Raw genomic sequence first — 18,048 nt, forward strand, 5'->3', positions numbered from 1 at the left:
GGAGCCACCCATGTCAGAAGATCTCCGTATCTCCTCCTCCCAGATCATCGAGCGCTATCTCTCGATGGAACTGGTCCGCGTCACTGAGCGCGCCGCCGTCTCGGCTGCGCGCCTGCGCGGCCACGGCAACGAGAAGGCGGCGGACCAGGCGGCGGTCGATGCGATGCGGCGCGAACTCAACCGCCTGCCGATCGACGGCGAGATCGTCATCGGCGAGGGCGAGCGTGACGAGGCGCCGATGCTCTTCATCGGCGAGAAGGTCGGCACGAGGCAGGGGCCCAAGGTCCACATCGCCGTCGATCCTCTGGAAGGCACGACGCTTTGCGCCAAGGACATGCCCGATTCCATCGCCGTGATGGCGATGGCCGAGGCCGGCAAGCTACTCAATGCGCCCGACGTCTACATGAACAAGATCGCGATCGGCCCCGGCTATGCCCGTGGCGTCGTCGACCTAGACGCCTCGGCGACCGACAACATCCATGCGCTCGCCAAGGCCAAGGGCGTCAAGCCGAGCGAGATCTCGACGCTGATCATGGACCGCCCGCGCCATGCCAAGCTGATCGAGGAGGTCCGCAAGACCGGCTGCTCGATCCGCCTGATCACCGACGGCGATGTCGCCGGCGTGATCTACTGCACCGAGCCGCACAAGACCGGCATCGACCTCTATCTCGGCATCGGCGGCGCGCCCGAGGGCGTGCTGGCGGCGGCCGCGCTGCGCTGCGTCGGCGGCCAGATGCAGGGCCGCCTCATCCTCGACACCGAGGAGAAGCGTGCGCGCGCGCTGACCATGGGCATCACCGACCCCAACAAGAAATACAGCATGGAAGAAATGGCCTCGGGCGACACCATCGTCTGCGCCACCGGCGTCACCGACGGCGGCATGCTCAAGGGCGTCAAGTTCGGCCGCGACGTCATCGAGACCGAGACGATCGTGTACCGCTCGATCACCGGCACGGTCCGCCGCATCCACGGCGAGCACCGCGATTTCGGCAAGTTCAAGCTGGACTGAGCGCCTGCCGCGGCTATGCCATGATCGAGCCGACAAGCGGCGCGCGACGATGATCGCGCGCTGTTTTCGTAGCGACCTGAGGGAGAGTGAGCGATGGTTGACGCGAGCCGATATGACCGCATGAAATATAACCGCAGCGGCCGCAGCGGGCTCATGCTGCCCGCGCTCTCGCTCGGCCTCTGGCAGAATTTCGGCGAGACCACGCCGCGCGAGACGGGCCGCGCCATCTGCCGCACCGCCTTCGATCTCGGCATCACCCATTTCGACCTCGCCAACAATTACGGCCCGCCGCCGGGCTCGGCCGAGACCGCCTTCGGCGAGATTCTGCACGGCGACCTCGCGGGCCATCGCGACGAACTCGTGATCTCGACCAAAGCCGGCTACCGCATGTGGCCCGGACCCTATGGCGAGTGGGGCAGCCGCAAATACCTGCTCTCCAGCCTCGACCAGAGCTTGAAGCGGATGAAGCTCGACTATGTCGATATCTTCTATTCCCACCGCTTCGACCCCAATACGCCGCTGGAAGAAACGATGGGCGCGCTCGACGCGGCCGTGCGCCAGGGCAAGGCGCTCTATGTCGGCATCTCCTCCTACAATGCGAAGCGCACCCGCGAGGCCGCCGCGATCCTGAAAGGCCTCGGCACGCCCTGCATCATTCACCAGCCGAGCTATTCGATGCTCAACCGCTGGATCGAGGAAGACGGGCTTCTCGAAACGCTGCAGCAGGAGGGCATCGGCTCGATCGTCTTCTCGCCGCTGGCGCAGGGTATGCTCACCTCGAAATATCTCGGCGGCGTCCCCGAAGGTAGCCGAGCCGCCAAGAAGGCGCCGTCCTTCCGCGACGGCTTCCTGAGCGAAGACAATCTGCGCCACATTGCCGGGCTGAACGAGATCGCCGCCGCGCGCGGCCAGACCCTCGCCCAGATGGCCATCGCCTGGGTCCTGCGGGGCGGTCGCGTCACCTCGGCGCTGATCGGCGCCAGCCGTCCGGAGCAGGTGGTCGAATGCGTCGCCGCGCTGGAAAAGCCAGATTTCTCTGTCGAGGAACTGGAGAGCATCGACCGGCATGCCGTTGACGGCGGGCTCAACATCTGGGCGGCCTCGGCCGAGCGCTGACATCGCGACGGTGTGGCCGTGTCGCTTGACGCGGGCCCCGGCCTGCGCGACCCCATCCGCCCATGAGTCTCACCCTCCCGCGTGCCTTTCTCGGCGTCACTCGCTCCGCGCTCGGTCGCCCCTGGCGCGACAGGCTGGATGCGGCCGGCCTCGGCCGGGCCGAAGCGCTGGCGCAGGTCGAGGGCATGCCCGACATCCTCGCCCGTGTGCTTGCCGGCCGCGGCGTCGAGGCTGCTGACGCCGCCCGCTTCCTCGAGCCGAAGCTGCGCGACCTCCTGCCCGACCCCGCCTCGCTCGCCGGCATGGAGGCCGCCGCCGCCCGCCTCGCCCGGGCCGCGCAGTCGGGCGAGGCGGTCGCCATCTTCGGCGACTACGATGTCGACGGCGCCTGCTCCTCGGCGCTGCTGGCCGAGTTCCTGGAGGCGGCCGGCGCCCGCCCGCGCATCCACATCCCCGATCGGCTGATCGAGGGCTACGGCCCCAATGCCGAGGCCATCCGGATGCTGGTAGGCGAGGGCGCGACCTTGCTGGTCACCGTCGATTGCGGCACCACCAGCCATGAGCCGCTGGCCGAGGCCGCGAGGCTGGGACTCGACGTCGTCGTGCTCGACCACCACCAGGCGCCCGAGCGGCTGCCGGAGGTCGCGGCGCTGGTCAATCCCAACCGGCAGGACGATCTCTCGGGCCTCGGCCATCTTTGCGCTGCCGGTGTCGTCTTCCTGACGCTGGTCGCGACCCGCGCCGCCCTGCGCCAGCAGGGTTTCTGGGCCAACCAGGCTGCGGAGCCCGACCTGCTGGCAGCCCTCGACCTCGTCGCGCTTGCGACCGTCGCCGACGTCGTGCCACTGACCGGCCTCAACCGCGCCTTCGTCCGGCAAGGCCTCGCCATGCTGCGCGGGCGCACGCGGCCCGGCCTTGCGGCCTTGATGGATGTCGCGGGCCTCGACGGGCCGGTGCAGCCCTGGCATCTCGGCTTTCTGCTCGGCCCGCGCATCAATGCCGGCGGGCGCATCGGCGATGCCGCGCTCGGTGCCCGCCTGCTGCGCACGCAGGACGCGATTGAGGCTCGCGGCCTCGCGGGCGAACTCAACCGCCTGAACCAGGAGCGTCAGGAGATCGAGCGCCAGGCCGTGCTGGAGGCGACGGCCGAGGCCGACCACGCGCTGATGAACGCACCCGATCAGCCGGTGCTGCTCGCAGGCTCGCTCGACTGGCATCCAGGCATCGTCGGATTGGTGGCGGCGCGGCTGAAGGAGCGCTTCCGCCGCCCCGCCTTCGCACTGGCCCTGAACGGGGAGGGCGGCGCCACCGGCTCGGGCCGTTCGGTCCCCGGCGTCGATCTCGGCCGGGCGGTGCGCAAGGCTGTGGAAGCCGGGCTCGCGCTGAAGGGTGGCGGCCACGCTATGGCGGCGGGCGTCACGCTCGGCCCCGGACAGACGGAGGCCTTCCACGCCTTCCTGATCGACCATCTCGCTGCCGAATTCGGCGCGACCGATTCGGCGCAGGCCCTGCTGGTCGATGCCGCGATGAGCGCCGGTGGTGCCAATCCGCGCCTGCTGGCCGAACTCGACCGGGCAGGGCCCTACGGCCAGGGCGCGCCCGAACCCGTCTTCGTCTTCCCCTCGCATCGCCTGACCGATGTGGTCGAGATCGGCAGCGGCGGCCATATCCGCATCAAGCTCAGGAGCGGTGACGGCGCAACTGTGGGCGGGATAGCCTTCCGTGCGGCCCAGGAACCCCTCGGCCAGGCCCTGCTCGCCGCCCGCGGCGACAGCGTCCATCTCGCCGCGACCTTGTCGCTGAACCGCTGGGGCGGCAACGAGACCGCCGAACTGCGCGTCCTCGACATGGCCCTGCCGGGACTTTGACTGCCGAAAGCGGCAAACTGGCGCTTGCGGAGGCCGGGCCCTGCCACTATACCTCGGCCCGCTTCGCAGCGAGCCGTCCGCGGTTCACCCAAGCTCGCGACCTTCGTCTATCGGTTAGGACACCAGCCTTTCACGCTGGGGAGACGGGTTCGACTCCCGTAGGTCGCGCCACTCATGTGGCTAAGTCATTGATTTTCAACGAAGTGTTTGGTAGATAATAGGCCGAAATCGGCTCTGGTAGGATCCTTGGTAGGAATCCTGGTAGGAATCAGCGCCGGATGAGGTGCTGATGGGACGCTCGTCAAACTTCGGAATGCCGTATTTCGTGAAGCGCCCTGAGGGCGGTTTCAGCTATACGCGCGACCTGTCTCCGAAGCTCTTCGCGAGCCTGTCAGGTGAGCTTGCCTTGTCCTGGTCGCAGGAACGCCGGAAGGTCGGTGGGAAGCAGGTCCTCAAGATCGCACTAGGAACAACCGACCTGACCTTGGCGCGCCAGCGATGGATGGAGGTTCATCCTCAGGTCGAGAACCTGATCGGCTTTGCGAAAGAGACGTTCCAGCGTCGCACGACGCGCCCTTCAACAGTGACGCGCCTGCAATCGCTTCCGCGCGAGGCCATCAAGCAGATCGCCGAGGACGTCTACCAGCGAATTCTCGCCTCCGATGATGAAGAGGCTCTCACGGGGCGGCCTGCCGATCTGACGGAGATCGTGCTCAACGAGATGGGTGAGCGCGGCAACGACGATGTGCCCAACCTCTTCGATGCGAAGCGGCGGGCCCATTTGCGTGAACTCGATCATCTGAGATCGCATGCTCGCCGCGTAGATCAGTTTGACTTCGACGGCGCCAGGCAGATTCCGACGCTGGAGAGCCTCGTGCGCGAAGGCATGTCTCCCGACAGTGCGAAGCGAGCAAGGGAGGACTTGTCAGACGTCATTGGAGAAAGCGCTGTCGAAGCTGTTCTGGCCCAGAGCGGAGTGGATCTCCCGCACGGCCATCCCGATCGTAATCTGCTGGCGCTGGAAGTCATCCGTGCGGGCATACGTGGCCATAGCGCTGTCCTCGAGCGATTGGAGGGTGCGGCCGTACCGACGCCGGCCCTGGTGGCGCCGATAGCTCGCACCCAGCCTAACGAGGGCGTGAAGCTCGGTGAGGCCTACGATACATGGAAGAACGAACGGAAGCCGTCTTCACGCACGGCAGAGGGTTATCGGCTCTACGTCGATAGATTCATTGAAATTAACGGTGATGTTCCGATCGCTTCCATCACGAAGAAGCATGTGCGGGCCTACCGCGATGCCCTGACGGGTTGCCCGCGAAACGTCCCGAAGGAGATGGCCGGCTGCCCTTTCTGGGAGCTTCACGCCTGGGCCTTGGCGGAGGGACATCCGCTGCTGTCACGGACCACGATCAACGACAAGTCGATCGGCGCGATCTCGGCCATCCTTGCCGTAGCGCTACGAAACGGGGAGATCGAAGCCAATCCATGCACCGGTATGAAGTTTTCCTTGAAGGAGGGCGAAGCGGGCAAGCGGAAGCCTTACGATGATGCGGACCTATCCAGGCTCCTAGCGTCGCCGGTTTTCGGTGAGGGAAAGAGATATGACGCGGGGGGAGGTGAGGCCCAGAAATGGCTGCCCTTGATCAGCGCGTACTCGGGAGCGAGGCTCGAGGAGATCGGGCAACTCCGGGTAATGGATATCAAGTGCGAGGATGAGGTTCATTATTTCGATCTGCGAGAGATCGATGATACGCCAGGTCAGACCACGAGCCGAAAGACGGGTTCATCGCGCCGGCGGGTGCCGATCCATGCGATGTTGATCGCAAAGGGGCTACTTGCCTATGCCAAGGAGCAGGGTAAGGCCGGGCACGTTCGTCTCTTCCCAGATCTCGTAGAATACGACGGCAAGACGACGCACTATTTCAGCAAGTGGTGGGGTCGGTACGCGCGTCAGTTCATTACAAAAGACAAAGATAAAACTTTCCATAGCTTCCGCCACAGGGTGACGGACGAGCTCCGGAAGGGGAAGCTATACGCCGTCATGCAGGCCATCCTAGGCCATCATGTGGGCGATACGACCAGCGGCTATGGCGATGGATTTGACATCGGAACTTTGAACGAGATGCTGCAAGGTATCTCCTACTCCAAGGTCGACCTCTCGCGCATCTGACGTTTGAAGTTGCGCAGACGCTTTCTCCGCGCCTGTTCGTACTGCGCGGGTTAGGGAGAAGACATCTGAGGCGGCGCGACCCAGAGATCGCGCCGACATGCATCGATGAGGTGTTACCGCTGGCTGCGGCAGCGCCACCCGTAGTGGCCGCGATCCCACCCTGGCATGACAGCGTCGTGGACGATGCGCTCGACGATGCCCACCAGCCTGCTGGCATCGCGCCCCTTGGGCCTGGCGATGTAGATTTCCTGTGCCTCGCTCCGGCGTTGCCCGGCGCCGAATGCGTAGGTCGTGTAGCGCTTCTGGTCGGAAGCGACGAGATCGAGCTGTTCGCAGTGGCTTCGGCCGGCGGGCGTGTCGAGCCAGCGGTTGAGGCTCGACCGCGACATCGCCGCATGCAAGGCCTTCTCGAAGGCGCGCAGCGACAGCGTGCTTGGCAGGCGAACTTCCAGGCAGCGAGTCTGCAGGACGACAGGCGAACCGTCGAGCGGTCGCCGATCGGGCCGCAGGATCTGGGCCGTGTAGGCGTCGAATCCGAGCTGGCAGACGGGGCCATCCGGGCCATTCGTCTCAGAGGCGTACCGGTCGGCGCTGACTTCGTCGAGCCTGTCACGCAGGTCTCCGCTGGTGGCGGAGATCTTGTAGATCGGGAGCTTGAGCTTACGGGCGACGCCGAGCAGGCCGCCGGCCTGAGTGGGATTACGGAAGTTCTCGCCACATCCGGCCGCGTAGACGTAGGCCGTGAACCCGGGCTTGAAGCGGCTCGTGAACGATGCGTCGGTGAAGGCGCCTGCCGGCAGCGCAGGACCGTTGCCTCCGAGCGCCGGCCATTGGGTCGGCAGATACTCGGTGACGGCGGCGGCGCTGTGCTCCGGCTTGATCCGGCGCAGGGCAGGGGAGGTGATGCAGCTGCTGCGCGAAGCTCGGGAGCGCTTGGTTGGGTGGCTGACGAGGGGCGTGGTGGTCTTGGTCTTGGTCATCAGGGTCTCGTTCGATTTCGGCGTGAGCGGCATTTCCGGGGGCATCCCTTCAATCCCTCAAAATTATTCCTTCCGATCGAGTGTCCGCTTGGTTGGACCGTCCTTCGGCGGGTTCCGACCGAGCCCCGCGCGCTCTCCCTGCTGGGCAGCAGGCTGCGACGGAAGGAATCCGATGCGGGGTTTTTCGTTAGGCCCACCGCAGATGGCGTCGGCGGCGTCGGCATCGGCGAACACGATGTGGTCTCGCCCGGCCGCGGCGGCATAGCCGAAAGCCAGCCGGACGATGCGTGCGATCCGTCGCGGGTTCGCGCGGGCCAGCCGCGCCAGCACCTGGTCGCTGGGCATGGTGACGGTCTGCCCCAGCTCGGCCACTGCCACCTCGCAGATCAGGCGCGCGACCGCGATGAGCTGGTTCCCCGTCGGCGGGGAGATCTCGAACACCAACAGCCGATCGACGATGAAGTCCGGTAGGAGCGAGACGTCGTTTGCCGTCGCGATGAAGATGCTATGAGCCAGGTTGAATGGAACTCGCAGATATTCGTCGAGGAGGGCGCGGCTGTTTTCGGGCTCGAAGACGTTCAGAAGCACGTTGTAGGGCTTCTCCGACCAGTGAGTGACCAGCTTGTCGATTTCGTCTCCGAGGAAGACGGGGGAGGCGGTGTCGCCCTTGTAGAGGGCTTCGGTCATCACGCCCATGCGTGCTCCGCGCCAGGAGGTCGGGTGCCCAGCCACGAGTTGCTGAGCGTCGCCGTTCGTCGAGAACTGAAGAGGGTGCATGGCAACACCCAACGCTGCAGATAGGGTCTTGGCGAAGTGGGTCTTCCCGATCCCCGGGGGACCGGCAACAAGGATGGGCGGGACGGAAACCGGCGCCCCGGTACGCTGGGACAACGCGACGCTGCGGTCGACGAGATCGACGATCGCGGTGAAAGCCGGGCAGCCCTGCCGGACGATGTCGAGCCGGGAGCGAAACGCGTCGGATCCGAACAGGAGCGGCCTGAGTGGGCCCCGAGGATCGTGGTAGATCGCCTTCAAGCGATCGATGCGCACCTGCTCGTCACTCTGCAGGTTCGGGGGAACATAGCCGTGTTCGGCTTCAAGATCACCGAGGTACTCACGCCCATAGGCGATTTCGATCTGTTGCAGGACGGCGGGGAGGTCGACCACCGAGGCGAAGCGCGATGAATCGTCGGGCAGCGCTGGCTCAGCCTTGACCGAAGGTACTTCGGCGGAAATTTCGGTCGCCTTTTGTGAGTTTGCGCGCTTCGCTCTTACGACTCGCGCCTTGAGCCCCGCGTCCGCGAACTGGAAGTCGTAGTCGTCTTTGGTCATCGAGCTGATTTCGCTATTCCGCCGAACCTGAGCGTTTGACGGGGTGGTCGGTCCGACCCTCCGTGAACCTGGTTCAACGAGAAAAGGCGGCACCGCGCGGCGCCGCCTGACTTGGCCTTGAACGGTGCTTATCAGTGATGAGCGATGTTCATCTCTGGATGAATCAGGTTCAGACGATCTCCGTCCAGGTCGGCATCTTGATGGCCATGCGCTCGGCCCCAAGCAGCTTGGCCAGCCAGGTCGCCTCCTCGAAGATGTTGCGGACAGCGGCCTGCATATGGAGCGGATCGGAACGGCAGGCGCGATCGTCGATCGCCTTCGCCATTCGACGCTTCGCCTTGACCCCGGCCGAGCCCCGCTCGACCGGCCAAAGTGCGACCTGGGCGGCGGCGAGGTAAGCCATGATCTGCGCGCCCTCGGCGGCACGGCGCAGTTCCGCGCTGTTTTCTGTCGGGCGCGCAGCCAGCAGGAACAGCCGATCGGCCGTCGCCAGCAGGCGTTCAACGCGGTCGGCAAGTCGATCGAGATCGGGCGGCGCAGACAGGAGGCCGGCCCATGCACCTGCCTGCTGGTCGGCGAAGACCGGCTCGCCGCCGCGCGGCGGCAGGAGGAGCGTCAGGTCGAGGCCCTGCATCGGCCAGGTCGCCAGCCCGCGATCGGTCGATGCCGGCCCGGCGGCGCGGGGCGGCACCATCAGCTCGCCCACGTTGAAGGCGGCGCGCCGGACGCGGATGCGCCGCGCGGTGTCGGGCTCGAGCATCGGGGCGTAGTCGTCTTCCTGGTCGTCGCCATGCACCCGGCCGACCTCGGCCAGCGCGAGCTTGGCATCGACCTCGTCGAGGCTGTCGGACGGCCAGATGCAGACCATGGCGACGAAGGAGAGTCCGACCAGCATGAGGCCGGCGGCGACGCGCTGTGCATCTTCGAGATCGCTGCTTGCGAGCCTGATCCGCATGGCCTCGTCGAGGAATTCCTTGGCTTTGCGAGCAGCGAACTTCAAGTCCGGCGCTCCGTTGCGGAAGGCGGCAAGCTCGCTAAGGCAGGGATCGTCTCCGACGCTGCCGGTGACCATGGCGATGGGATCACCAGGGATTTGCTGGGGCATTTCGGTGTCGCTGGTCTCGGTCGGCGCCGGCACGCCTTTGTCTTTGTTGGTCACGGATGTGATCCTTTACGTGGGTGACAGCCATGTCGCTGCTCCCTCCGATCTCTCCGAACATGGGAAAGGCGCCCCCCTAGGGAGCGCCTTCATCGTCTGACGCGGTCCTGAGCGCCCTGTTGTCGTGTTGTCGCCGTCCTGGCTCGGTCCGGCCTTGGAATGTGGTGGGAGCGCCGTCCTGGAGGCAACCTGGGTCTGACCGGGCTTTGCTGATCGTCGATAGAAGGCAGCGATATGGATGCCTGGTGGCTTCCCGTCGGCTCCCTGCGAGCTCCTGAGCCAGTTTAGCCGTCCTGGGCGCTTCTTGTTGCGGTGTTGTTGGCTACCGGGATCGGGGCGCTACTCCGGAACCTCTTAGATCTTGGCCTCGCTCAGGCGCGCGGTGAGCGCGCCGAGCCCGGCCTGCATCTGGCCTCCGATGACGAAGGCGAGTTCGACGATCGCCTTGTGCCGATCCGGACCCTGCCGCGCCCGCATCAGCTCACGCGCCTGGAGCTTGACGCGATGGTCGCCAGGATCGCGGGCGGGCCAGAGCCCTATCCTGGCGAGATCGGCGAGCGCGAGGATCGTCGCGCCAGCCTGGGCTCGGCCGAGCCGATCACGATGGGCCTGGCTGAGCTCGCCATCCTCGAGTTCTGCGGCGAAGCGATCGGCCCAGCGAAGATGGTGCCGGACGGAATCGAGGCGGTACTCGAGGTCGAGGTGATCGGCGACGTAGTCAGCCAGCGTTGACCCACGTTCCAGCCAGTGGACCCGCGTGCCGCCATCCTCAACCTCCCTGCTTGGTGCCAGCGCATTGGTCACCGCGAGGAGACGGTCGGCTCCCGCGATGAACGCTCGCGGCGATTCTAGGGCCGCATTCACGGCTGGCGTGCCCAGTCCGAAGGCGGCGCGAGCCAGTTCGGCGGTCGCCGGGGTCTGATGCCGCTGCGACGTTTCGATGATGCTCTCGCCGGCGTTGCCGCGGATCCAGTCGTCGATGGTGTCGCGGGCCGGCAGAAGCGCGACCGCGAGCGTCGCAGCGTGGTTCAGCATCGTCAGCGCAAGAATCCACGGCAGCCGGCACTGGATCAGCGCATGGTCCTGCGTCCGGCCAGCGAGATCGAGGAAGCGCTCGACCTGGCCCGCGTGGTAGCGGGCGCGGGCGGCGACGTCGATCAGCGAGGGAAGCTTGCCGATGATAAGGCTGTAGCTTTCAGCGTCTCCGTCTCCCCAGGGACGCTCGCGCGCGATGGCATCGAGCTCGTCGACGATCGAGACGTTCCACGCCTCCTCCTTCACGTCCGCGAGGCTGCTTTTGGTGTTGGTGTCCATCATGATCTTTCCCTTTTGAGTGGGGTTCTGCCCAGTTGGCAGCGCTGACATCCTTTCCCCTGGAACGAACGAAGGCCCGCGAGCGGGAGCGCGCGGGCCTTTGTCGGTATCCGTTCTGTGATCCGCCTAGGCTGCGGATGCCCGCGCCAGTTCCTGCTGGCGCTCAACGAGCCAGCGCTCGATCTCAGCAAGCTGACGCAGGCGCTCGCCGTCGCCAGGTTCGGCTTGAGCGCGAAGCACGTCGGTCTCGTGGAGCGCTTTCGGCAAGGTCAACCAAGGCACATCGTCCTGCGTCAGGAGGCGATGGCGCAGCCAGTCGCGGCCTTTCGCCCAGGCCGCCGGCGATAGGTGCTCGGCGGCATTGAGGAACGTGAGCCTGTTGGCGAAGGCCCGCATCCGCAAGTCGGTGAAGAGCTTGTCGGCGAAGGCCGGGCGCTGCACCCAGTCGATCTCGTGCCAACGCCGGGACAGGCGAATCTGCTCGTCGGCGATGAAGCCACCGCTATACAGCGTCGCCTCGGGCCAGTGCGATGGTTCGGCATCGGCATACTGGTCGGCGAGCGCCAGCATCAGGTTCTTGCGAAAGCCCTCGTGGTCACGAACCTGCCGCGCGCGCCGGCGGTAGACTGCGTCATCGAGGCGATCGGCCGGCAGGGCATGTACCCCATGCTCCCATCCGGTGAGGATCGGCTGGGCATTGGTCCGGACCGTCCGGATCGTCCGCGGTCCTTTCGCGGTCAGCAGCGCCGCGATCTCCTCGACCGGGCTGTCGAGATAGCTTGCCGGGTCGACCGAGAGGTCGGCCACCGCCCAGGCTGCGGCGTTGCGCGGGCTCGGCGCGACGCCGATGACTGGCGCCATCGCCGTCATGCCACCTAGCAGGATCAGCTCCTCGCCGGCCAGCAGTGCCGCAGGGCCGGATTTTTGGGCATTCTCCAGCATGAGGGCGATGGTGCTCGGCGCGACCTTGCGGAGGTGGCGGAACAAGGCCAGCGTGGCGCGGGTGTCGGCGAGCGCATCATGGGCATCGTCCTCGTGGAGCGTGATGCCGTTCGCGCAGCAGACGTCACCGAGCTTCATCGACGGCTTGCCGTTGGTGCCGATCGGGATCGTCACCGCTCCCGGTTCGAGCAGCCGCACCGAGCGCAACATGACCAGGAGGTCAGCCCGCTTCAGGCCGGGTCCTTGCGTCGCGTAAGGCGGCAGCAGGTGGGTGAAGAAGGCGTGGCGCAGCACCTCCTCGTCGAAGCGCAGACCGTTGTAGGTCACGATCGTCGCGGGCGCCCATCCGGTGAAGGCCCGGGCGATGAGGCCGAGTATCTCACCGACCGAAAGCGGCGCTTGCTCCAGCATCGCCGGTGTCACGCCGGTGACAAGAAGCGCGCCGGGCGACGGCACGATATGCGCCGGCAGCCGCGCCCGGAACGAGAGCTCGGCCTGGATGTTGAGATCGGCATCGGTGTGGATCAGGGCAGCCTGCAGCGGCACGTCCCATTGCGGGGCGAGGCCGGTGGTTTCGAGGTCGTAGAAGATGAAGCTCATGACCGGCGACCTCAGTGCCAGCCGCCGGCGTCGGGCATGATCGGCCCTTCGTCGATGACGATGCCGAGGTCCTGCGCGTCGCGCCGGATGGCGGCCTCGATCATCGCCACGGCGCGCGAACGCTTGAGCTCGTCAGCGTCGATGATCATGGCCTCGTAGCATGCGATCTTGAGGCGGAGCAGCGGCTCGGAGAAGGCCGGCGGCTCGGCCAGCAGCAGCGCGAAGCGCCGCGCCGCGATCCGCGCACCCTCTCCGATCTGTCGGCCGTTGAGGCCGCCATGTTCCGGATAGATCCGCGTCGGGTCGTGCTCAAGCAGCATCGCGTGCGCGGTATGCAACTGCCAGCGCAGGTAGAAGGTGTCGGCCTCAGCGCGCTGCCGGTAGGCGCGGGCGTACATTTCAAGCTCGGCATCGTTGGGGCGCGGTTCGCCGCCCGCAGGGGTCTTCAACGTCATCGGATCATCCAAGGTCGGAGCATCAGGCCCGGCCGCCCACTCTCCCTCTCCAGGACGTCATGCGCAGGTTCCGGGGGTTCCCTTAGACGGGTTCCGGCCGCTCAGTTTTCCGCCTTCCATTGGCCGCCATGTTCCCTGGCAGCCGGCTCGACCAGCGGGGAAAGTTGGCCCCTAGCCGACGTCTGGAACGTCTGCTTCCGAGGAGCCCGATGGGCCAATCGGTCTAGTTGCCGAAGGTGGCCCCAAGCCGACGGCTGGAACATATGTTCAGGGCAGTCTGCGGAGGCTGCGTGGGCGGTGAACGCCGACGATGCTACCGTTTCAATGGGGAAGTCGAATACGTCGGCGTGACGATCGGCTGCGACGCGGCTACGGCTACTGGAGCGCAAGTACGGTAGGAAAGCTGCAGGCCAACGCTGTATGAGTCCACCAAGGACGTTGTGTTGACCTCCGCGCTTTTGCGATAGTCGCCGGGCGGACGTTTGGAGAAGGCGGCGTAAGCCTTCAGTTGAGCCCATGGCCGTTGACCCAAGTCATTACGTGTCGGTTGAGCGGACGTTCCGCGATCTGTCGGATGCCGAGGTTGCCGACATCGAGAAGGCGTCGGCGCTGGCTAAATTCGGTTGGGCTGGCGGAGTTGGCTGGGATGAGATTCTGCGTTCGCCACGCGTGCTGCTGATCTCCGAGGCAGGGGCGGGCAAGACCCGGGAATGCCGGGAGAAGCGGGATCGCCTTATCGCCATGGGCGAGGCCGCATTTTTCTTCGATCTTGCCACGTTGGCTAAGGAGCCGCTCCGCGACATGCTCCTTCCCGAAGAGGAGACCCGGTTCGATGGCTGGCTCTTCTCACAGTCCGATATCGCTACGTTCTTTCTAGATTCCATAGACGAACTGAAGCTGACCCTCGGCAGTTTCGAACTCTCGCTGAAGCGCTTCGCCAAGGCGCTCGGCGGCCAGATAGCTCGCGCTCGCATCGTGGTGACAACGCGGCCCGTGCCGTTCGACCGCGCCTTGGTCGAACGATTGTTGCCGATCCCTTCGCCGATCCTCGCCGAGCCGACGGCCGAGGCGTTCGCCGACATGATGATGGAGCGTGGCGACACATCGGACGGAGGCGATAGCGAAAAAGAAGCCAAGTCATGGCGGACCGTCGGGTTGATGCCACTGTCGCAGGAGCAGCGGCGGACCTTCGCGGTGGGACAAGGGATCCCTGACCCGGACGCGTTGTTGGAAGATATTCGCATTCGCGACGCCGAGGAATTCGCCGGTCGACCGCAGGATCTGATCGAGCTATGCGCCGACTGGCGCGATCATCACCGAATTCGATCGCATTTCGACCAAGTCGAATCGAACATCGCGTACAAACTTAAGCCGCGCACCGATCGGCCCGAGCGAGTGGAGTTATCGCTGGAGGCCGCGGTAGAGGGGGCAAGCCGGCTCGCTCTCGCCGCGATGCTAACGCGAAGGCTGACCCTTCGCCACAGTGTCGAATCCGATCGTGTTACGGCCAGCGAACCGGCACTCGATGTTTCGAGGATCCTCGTCGATTGGACCGCGGCGGCACAGGCCACATTGCTTGAGCGGCCGCTTTTCGGGTTCGCCAGCTACGGCCGTGTTCGATTTCATCATCGATCAGTCGTCGAGTTTCTTGCAGCAAGGCGCCTTGACGCCCTGCTTGCACGAGGCGCGCCGATCAAGGGGATCAAGCGCCTCCTGTTCGCTGAAACTGCCCAAGGCCGAATGGTGGTGCGTCCGTCGATGCGCCCGGTTGCGGCCTGGCTGGCAACTTGGCACCCGACCATACTCGACGACGTCGTGCGGCTCGACGCGTCGGTGGTGCTGGATTTCGGCGACCCGCAATCGCTGTCGATCGCTCAGCGCAGCCGTGCGCTCGAGGCCTATGTCGAACGTCACAGGACCGGCGGTTGGCGGGGTCTGCAAACCCCATCCATTCAGGTTCGCCGCTTCGCGGCCGAGGAGCTGGCGGGCCCGGTCTCGCGGCTATGGGACCAAGGCATTGAAAACGGCGAAGTTCGTGAACTGCTGCTGAGGCTTATCGCAGCCGGGCGGTTGCGTGGATGCGGAGATCTCACCTACGCCACGGCAATGGACGGGCATTCGCCGCTCCATGAGCGCACCCTCGCCATCGAAGCGCTTCTTCGCTTGGGCGATCCCCGAGTAGACGCTCTCGCTGCCTCGCTCGAGAAAGATGCCGAACGCTGGCCACCCGCGGCCGCGCGCCGCGCCACTGTCGAGCTGTTCCCGACACATATGCCGATAGAGCGGCTGAAGGTAATCCTTGCGCGCGTCGTCGACGACAGCAGCGGCCTTGGCGATTACACATATCGTTTGCGTCAGGAAATCACGCACGCTGAGCTCGCGCCGGAATATCTCGACGGATTGCGACAGGCGCTCTTCGATCTCGTGAGCTACGGCTTGAAGTGGAAGGACGGAGCCCATCCGCCTCTCAGAACTCCGCGGTCGGATCTTCTTCCGGCATTGACGTCGGCATGTTGTCGACAAGCCTCGGAAGGCGTCCGAACGGACGCTTGGACGAGATCGGCGCTGTTGGCGGCGCGGCTGACGAAAAGGGAATACACAGACGAAAAGCCGTCGGAGCAGTTGCGTCGGGCGCTCGACGAACTGCCCGCCGCAGCGCGCGAGGCAGGCTTCTGGAGCGAAGCCGCGCTCCTGGAAACCCTTCGTCCCATGAAGGACGCTTACAACCGGATGTTCGAGCTGACCCACAACAAGGGCATCGTGTTGGACGATGCGAAGGACGGGGAGTGGGTACACCGACGCCTAGCCGATCCGGCCGCGCCTCTCGAACATCGCGAGATGATGCTTTGGGCGGAGATGGTTTTTCTCAACCGTCACATATCCGATCACGCCGCCCTCCTTGATGATCTCCTACTGATCGTGGCCGATGCCCCACGGCTGGTCACCATCGTCGAGGAGCGAAGGAAGCCGCGGCCCGACGATCCGGAGATGAAGCGGTGGGAAGCCGAAAGCGCAAAACGCAAGAGGCAAGCGGAGCGGAAATCGGCCAAGGCGCACGGCAGCTGGGTCGCGTTCTGGCGCGAGGTGGCACGCGATTCCGATGTGGTCTTCCATCCTGAGCGCGCTGAAAACACCGCGTGGAATCTCTGGAGGGCGGTCGAGCGCTCGGGCGGCGAAAGCCGCGCCACTGGCTGGAACCGGCGTCTCATCGAACAGCAGTTCGGTAAACCTGTCGCAGATCAGCTCCGCGAGACAATGAAGGCCGCTTGGCGGAAGGATACGCCCACCCTCGCAAGCGAGCGGCCGAAGGAAGAAAGAAATACCTTCCTCGTTCGATGGCAGTTCGGTCTCGCCTGCATCACCGCCGAAGCCGAAGATCCGAACTGGGTCAAACATCTTACGCAGAGCGAGGCAGAATTGGCCTGTCGCTATGTTCCGATGCAACTGAGCGGCTTTCCACCGTGGCTGGAATGCTTGGCGGTCCAGCATCCGGCGGCAATCGATCGGGTTCTTGGCCGAGAGCTCAGCCTGTCGCTGGCAGACATGGAATCCAATGGCTATGCCGTGACGCTTCAGGACGTCGGTCACGCCTCACCGATCCTCACGGTACTCTTCGTTCCCCGCATCCGCGCTTGGCTGGCGGGGCTCGGCGAAATAAACAACACCGGGGATGGTGCTCCTGTGGGACGCCACATCCGGCAAGCGGTCGGAATCCTCATCAAGAGCGGCGGCGATGACGATCGTCGTTTCGTCGAGGCGGAGGCGACACGACGTTTGGCAGAAGCCGAACCGTTTGGCGACATCTGGCTCTCCGCGCTTCTCCAGCTTCAGCCTGCGGCGGGTGTCGATGCGTTGGAACGCTGCCTGGAGACGGCCAAGATCGCGCCAATCGGCGCCGGCGTGTACCTCCTTGGTAGCCTCTTCGACGGTGATCGCGGCGCAGGGATCGACCTTCGTGGCACGGGCTTTGTCCCGGCTCTCCTGCTACGCATGCTCCGGGTCGCTTACCGTCACGTCCGGCTCGAGGACGATGTGCATCACGAAGGCAGCTATACTCCAGACACACGCGATTACGCCGAGCGGGCGCGAAATGCCATCCTGAGCGCCGTGTTGACGGCACCGGGTGCAGAAGGTTGGAGTTCCAAGCTTTCCGTGGTCGGCGACCCCGCCTTTCGGCATATCAAGGATCGGACGCTGGCACTGGCGGCAGAGACGGCCGCAGAGGAGGCCGATGGTACACCCGCGAGCGAAGCCGAGTTCATCGTCCTCGACAGATTGGGCGAAATGCCACCCTCGACGAACGACGCCATGTTCGCGCTAATGCGCGACCGCCTCGATGATCTCGATGATCTTCTTTTGCGGGATACTTCCCCGCGTGAGTTCTGGGCGAGCATCACGGTCGAGCGCGTCATGCGGCGCGCGTTGGCCAATGTGCTGCACGACGCAGCAAAGGGGGCCTATGTCGTCGATCAGGAAGCGGTAACAGCCGACGAAAAGGAAACGGACATCCGGCTTCGCTCCACCGCTTCGACGCACCAGGCGACGATCGAACTCAAATTGGCCGACGACCGTCCGGGCCGAGATCTTTTCGATACGCTCCGCAAACAGCTGCTGAAAAAGTATATGGCTGCCGAGGACTGCCGTGCGGGCTGCTTGCTAGTTAAAATTGCCCGGGAGCGAGAGTGGGACCACCCAACGACAGGCATGCGGATTGGGTTCGAGGAACTGATGCGCCTTCTTAACGATGAGGCCGAGTCCATATCGCGCGAGTTGGGCGGCACGGCGAAGCTCATGACGAAAGGCCTGGATCTGAGACCGCGCCTCGGGCGCGGGTAGTCGGCGCAGAACATTCGGGACCTCGCGCTACGCCCGAAAGTAAAAATCTGGTTTCGGGCAGCAAGCCGGCGTCGGCTCGTGGCGCTGCTCGCCCGGCCGAACGGCTGGCAGTTTTGGCCCTTATGTATGGACCGGCTGCGTTTCACAACGGGTTCGGCGCGGTGACGGAAGTCGCTCATATGTATCCGGCCTACTGATCGGCTCGTGGGCCGTGGCCTTGATGGGAGTACGCGCGCACCTTTGGCCTTATTAGCAGATCGGCCGTTC

Annotated in this window: 11 protein-coding genes and 1 tRNA gene; 6 read left to right on the top strand and 6 right to left on the bottom strand. The window is 65.1% G+C overall.

Annotated features, from left to right (window positions below):
* Window positions 1-10: 10 nt before the first annotated feature.
* From glpX to AXW83_RS04040, 5 genes are all read left to right on the top strand, one after another.
* Window positions 11-1,009, top strand: coding sequence for a class II fructose-bisphosphatase (gene glpX, locus AXW83_RS04020; protein ID WP_066610848.1), 999 nt, complete (start codon window positions 11-13; stop codon window positions 1,007-1,009).
* A gap of 93 nt (window positions 1,010-1,102) precedes the next feature.
* A complete protein-coding gene (gene mgrA / locus AXW83_RS04025; RefSeq protein ID WP_066610850.1) occupies window positions 1,103-2,125 on the top strand; it encodes an L-glyceraldehyde 3-phosphate reductase in 1,023 nt (340 codons plus the stop codon).
* Window positions 2,126-2,187: 62 nt separating this feature from the next.
* The gene (gene recJ / locus AXW83_RS04030) at window positions 2,188-3,993 is read left to right on the top strand and encodes a single-stranded-DNA-specific exonuclease RecJ (protein WP_066610852.1); all 1,806 of its coding nucleotides are present in this window, start codon (window positions 2,188-2,190) and stop codon (window positions 3,991-3,993) included.
* A gap of 96 nt (window positions 3,994-4,089) precedes the next feature.
* Window positions 4,090-4,164: transfer RNA gene (locus AXW83_RS04035), tRNA-Glu, on the top strand.
* A gap of 118 nt (window positions 4,165-4,282) precedes the next feature.
* A complete protein-coding gene (locus AXW83_RS04040) occupies window positions 4,283-6,163 on the top strand; it encodes a site-specific integrase (RefSeq protein ID WP_082766929.1) in 1,881 nt (626 codons plus the stop codon).
* 113 nt (window positions 6,164-6,276) lie between these two features.
* On the opposite strand, the gene AXW83_RS04045 is transcribed toward AXW83_RS04040, so the two are convergent.
* The 6 genes from AXW83_RS04045 to AXW83_RS04070 form a co-directional block, all read right to left on the bottom strand.
* Window positions 6,277-7,143, bottom strand: a complete 867-nt coding sequence (locus tag AXW83_RS04045; RefSeq protein ID WP_156639780.1) for a hypothetical protein — start codon at window positions 7,141-7,143, stop codon at window positions 6,277-6,279.
* A 63-nt stretch (window positions 7,144-7,206) separates the two neighbouring features.
* On the bottom strand, window positions 7,207-8,475 hold the full coding sequence (locus AXW83_RS04050) for an AAA family ATPase (RefSeq protein ID WP_066610861.1): 1,269 nt from the start codon (window positions 8,473-8,475) through the stop codon (window positions 7,207-7,209).
* A gap of 169 nt (window positions 8,476-8,644) precedes the next feature.
* Entirely contained in the window at window positions 8,645-9,634 is a 990-nt protein-coding gene (locus tag AXW83_RS04055) for a hypothetical protein (protein WP_066610862.1), read from the bottom strand.
* A 354-nt stretch (window positions 9,635-9,988) separates the two neighbouring features.
* A complete protein-coding gene (locus tag AXW83_RS04060) occupies window positions 9,989-10,951 on the bottom strand; it encodes a hypothetical protein (RefSeq protein WP_156639782.1) in 963 nt (320 codons plus the stop codon).
* A gap of 123 nt (window positions 10,952-11,074) precedes the next feature.
* Window positions 11,075-12,490: an exonuclease domain-containing protein gene (locus AXW83_RS04065; protein ID WP_066610874.1), complete on the bottom strand. Its 1,416-nt coding sequence runs from the start codon at window positions 12,488-12,490 to the stop codon at window positions 11,075-11,077.
* Window positions 12,491-12,501: 11 nt separating this feature from the next.
* Entirely contained in the window at window positions 12,502-12,957 is a 456-nt protein-coding gene (locus AXW83_RS04070) for a hypothetical protein (RefSeq protein WP_156639784.1), read from the bottom strand.
* Between the two features lie 504 nt (window positions 12,958-13,461).
* Here AXW83_RS04070 and AXW83_RS04075 point away from each other — a divergent pair.
* Complete coding sequence (locus tag AXW83_RS04075; protein WP_066610883.1) at window positions 13,462-17,781, top strand: NACHT domain-containing protein; 4,320 nt, start codon at window positions 13,462-13,464, stop codon at window positions 17,779-17,781.
* Window positions 17,782-18,048: the final 267 nt, after the last annotated feature.

The sequence above is a fragment of the Bosea sp. PAMC 26642 genome, from assembly GCF_001562255.1.
In the GTDB taxonomy this organism is placed as follows: domain Bacteria; phylum Pseudomonadota; class Alphaproteobacteria; order Rhizobiales; family Beijerinckiaceae; genus Allobosea.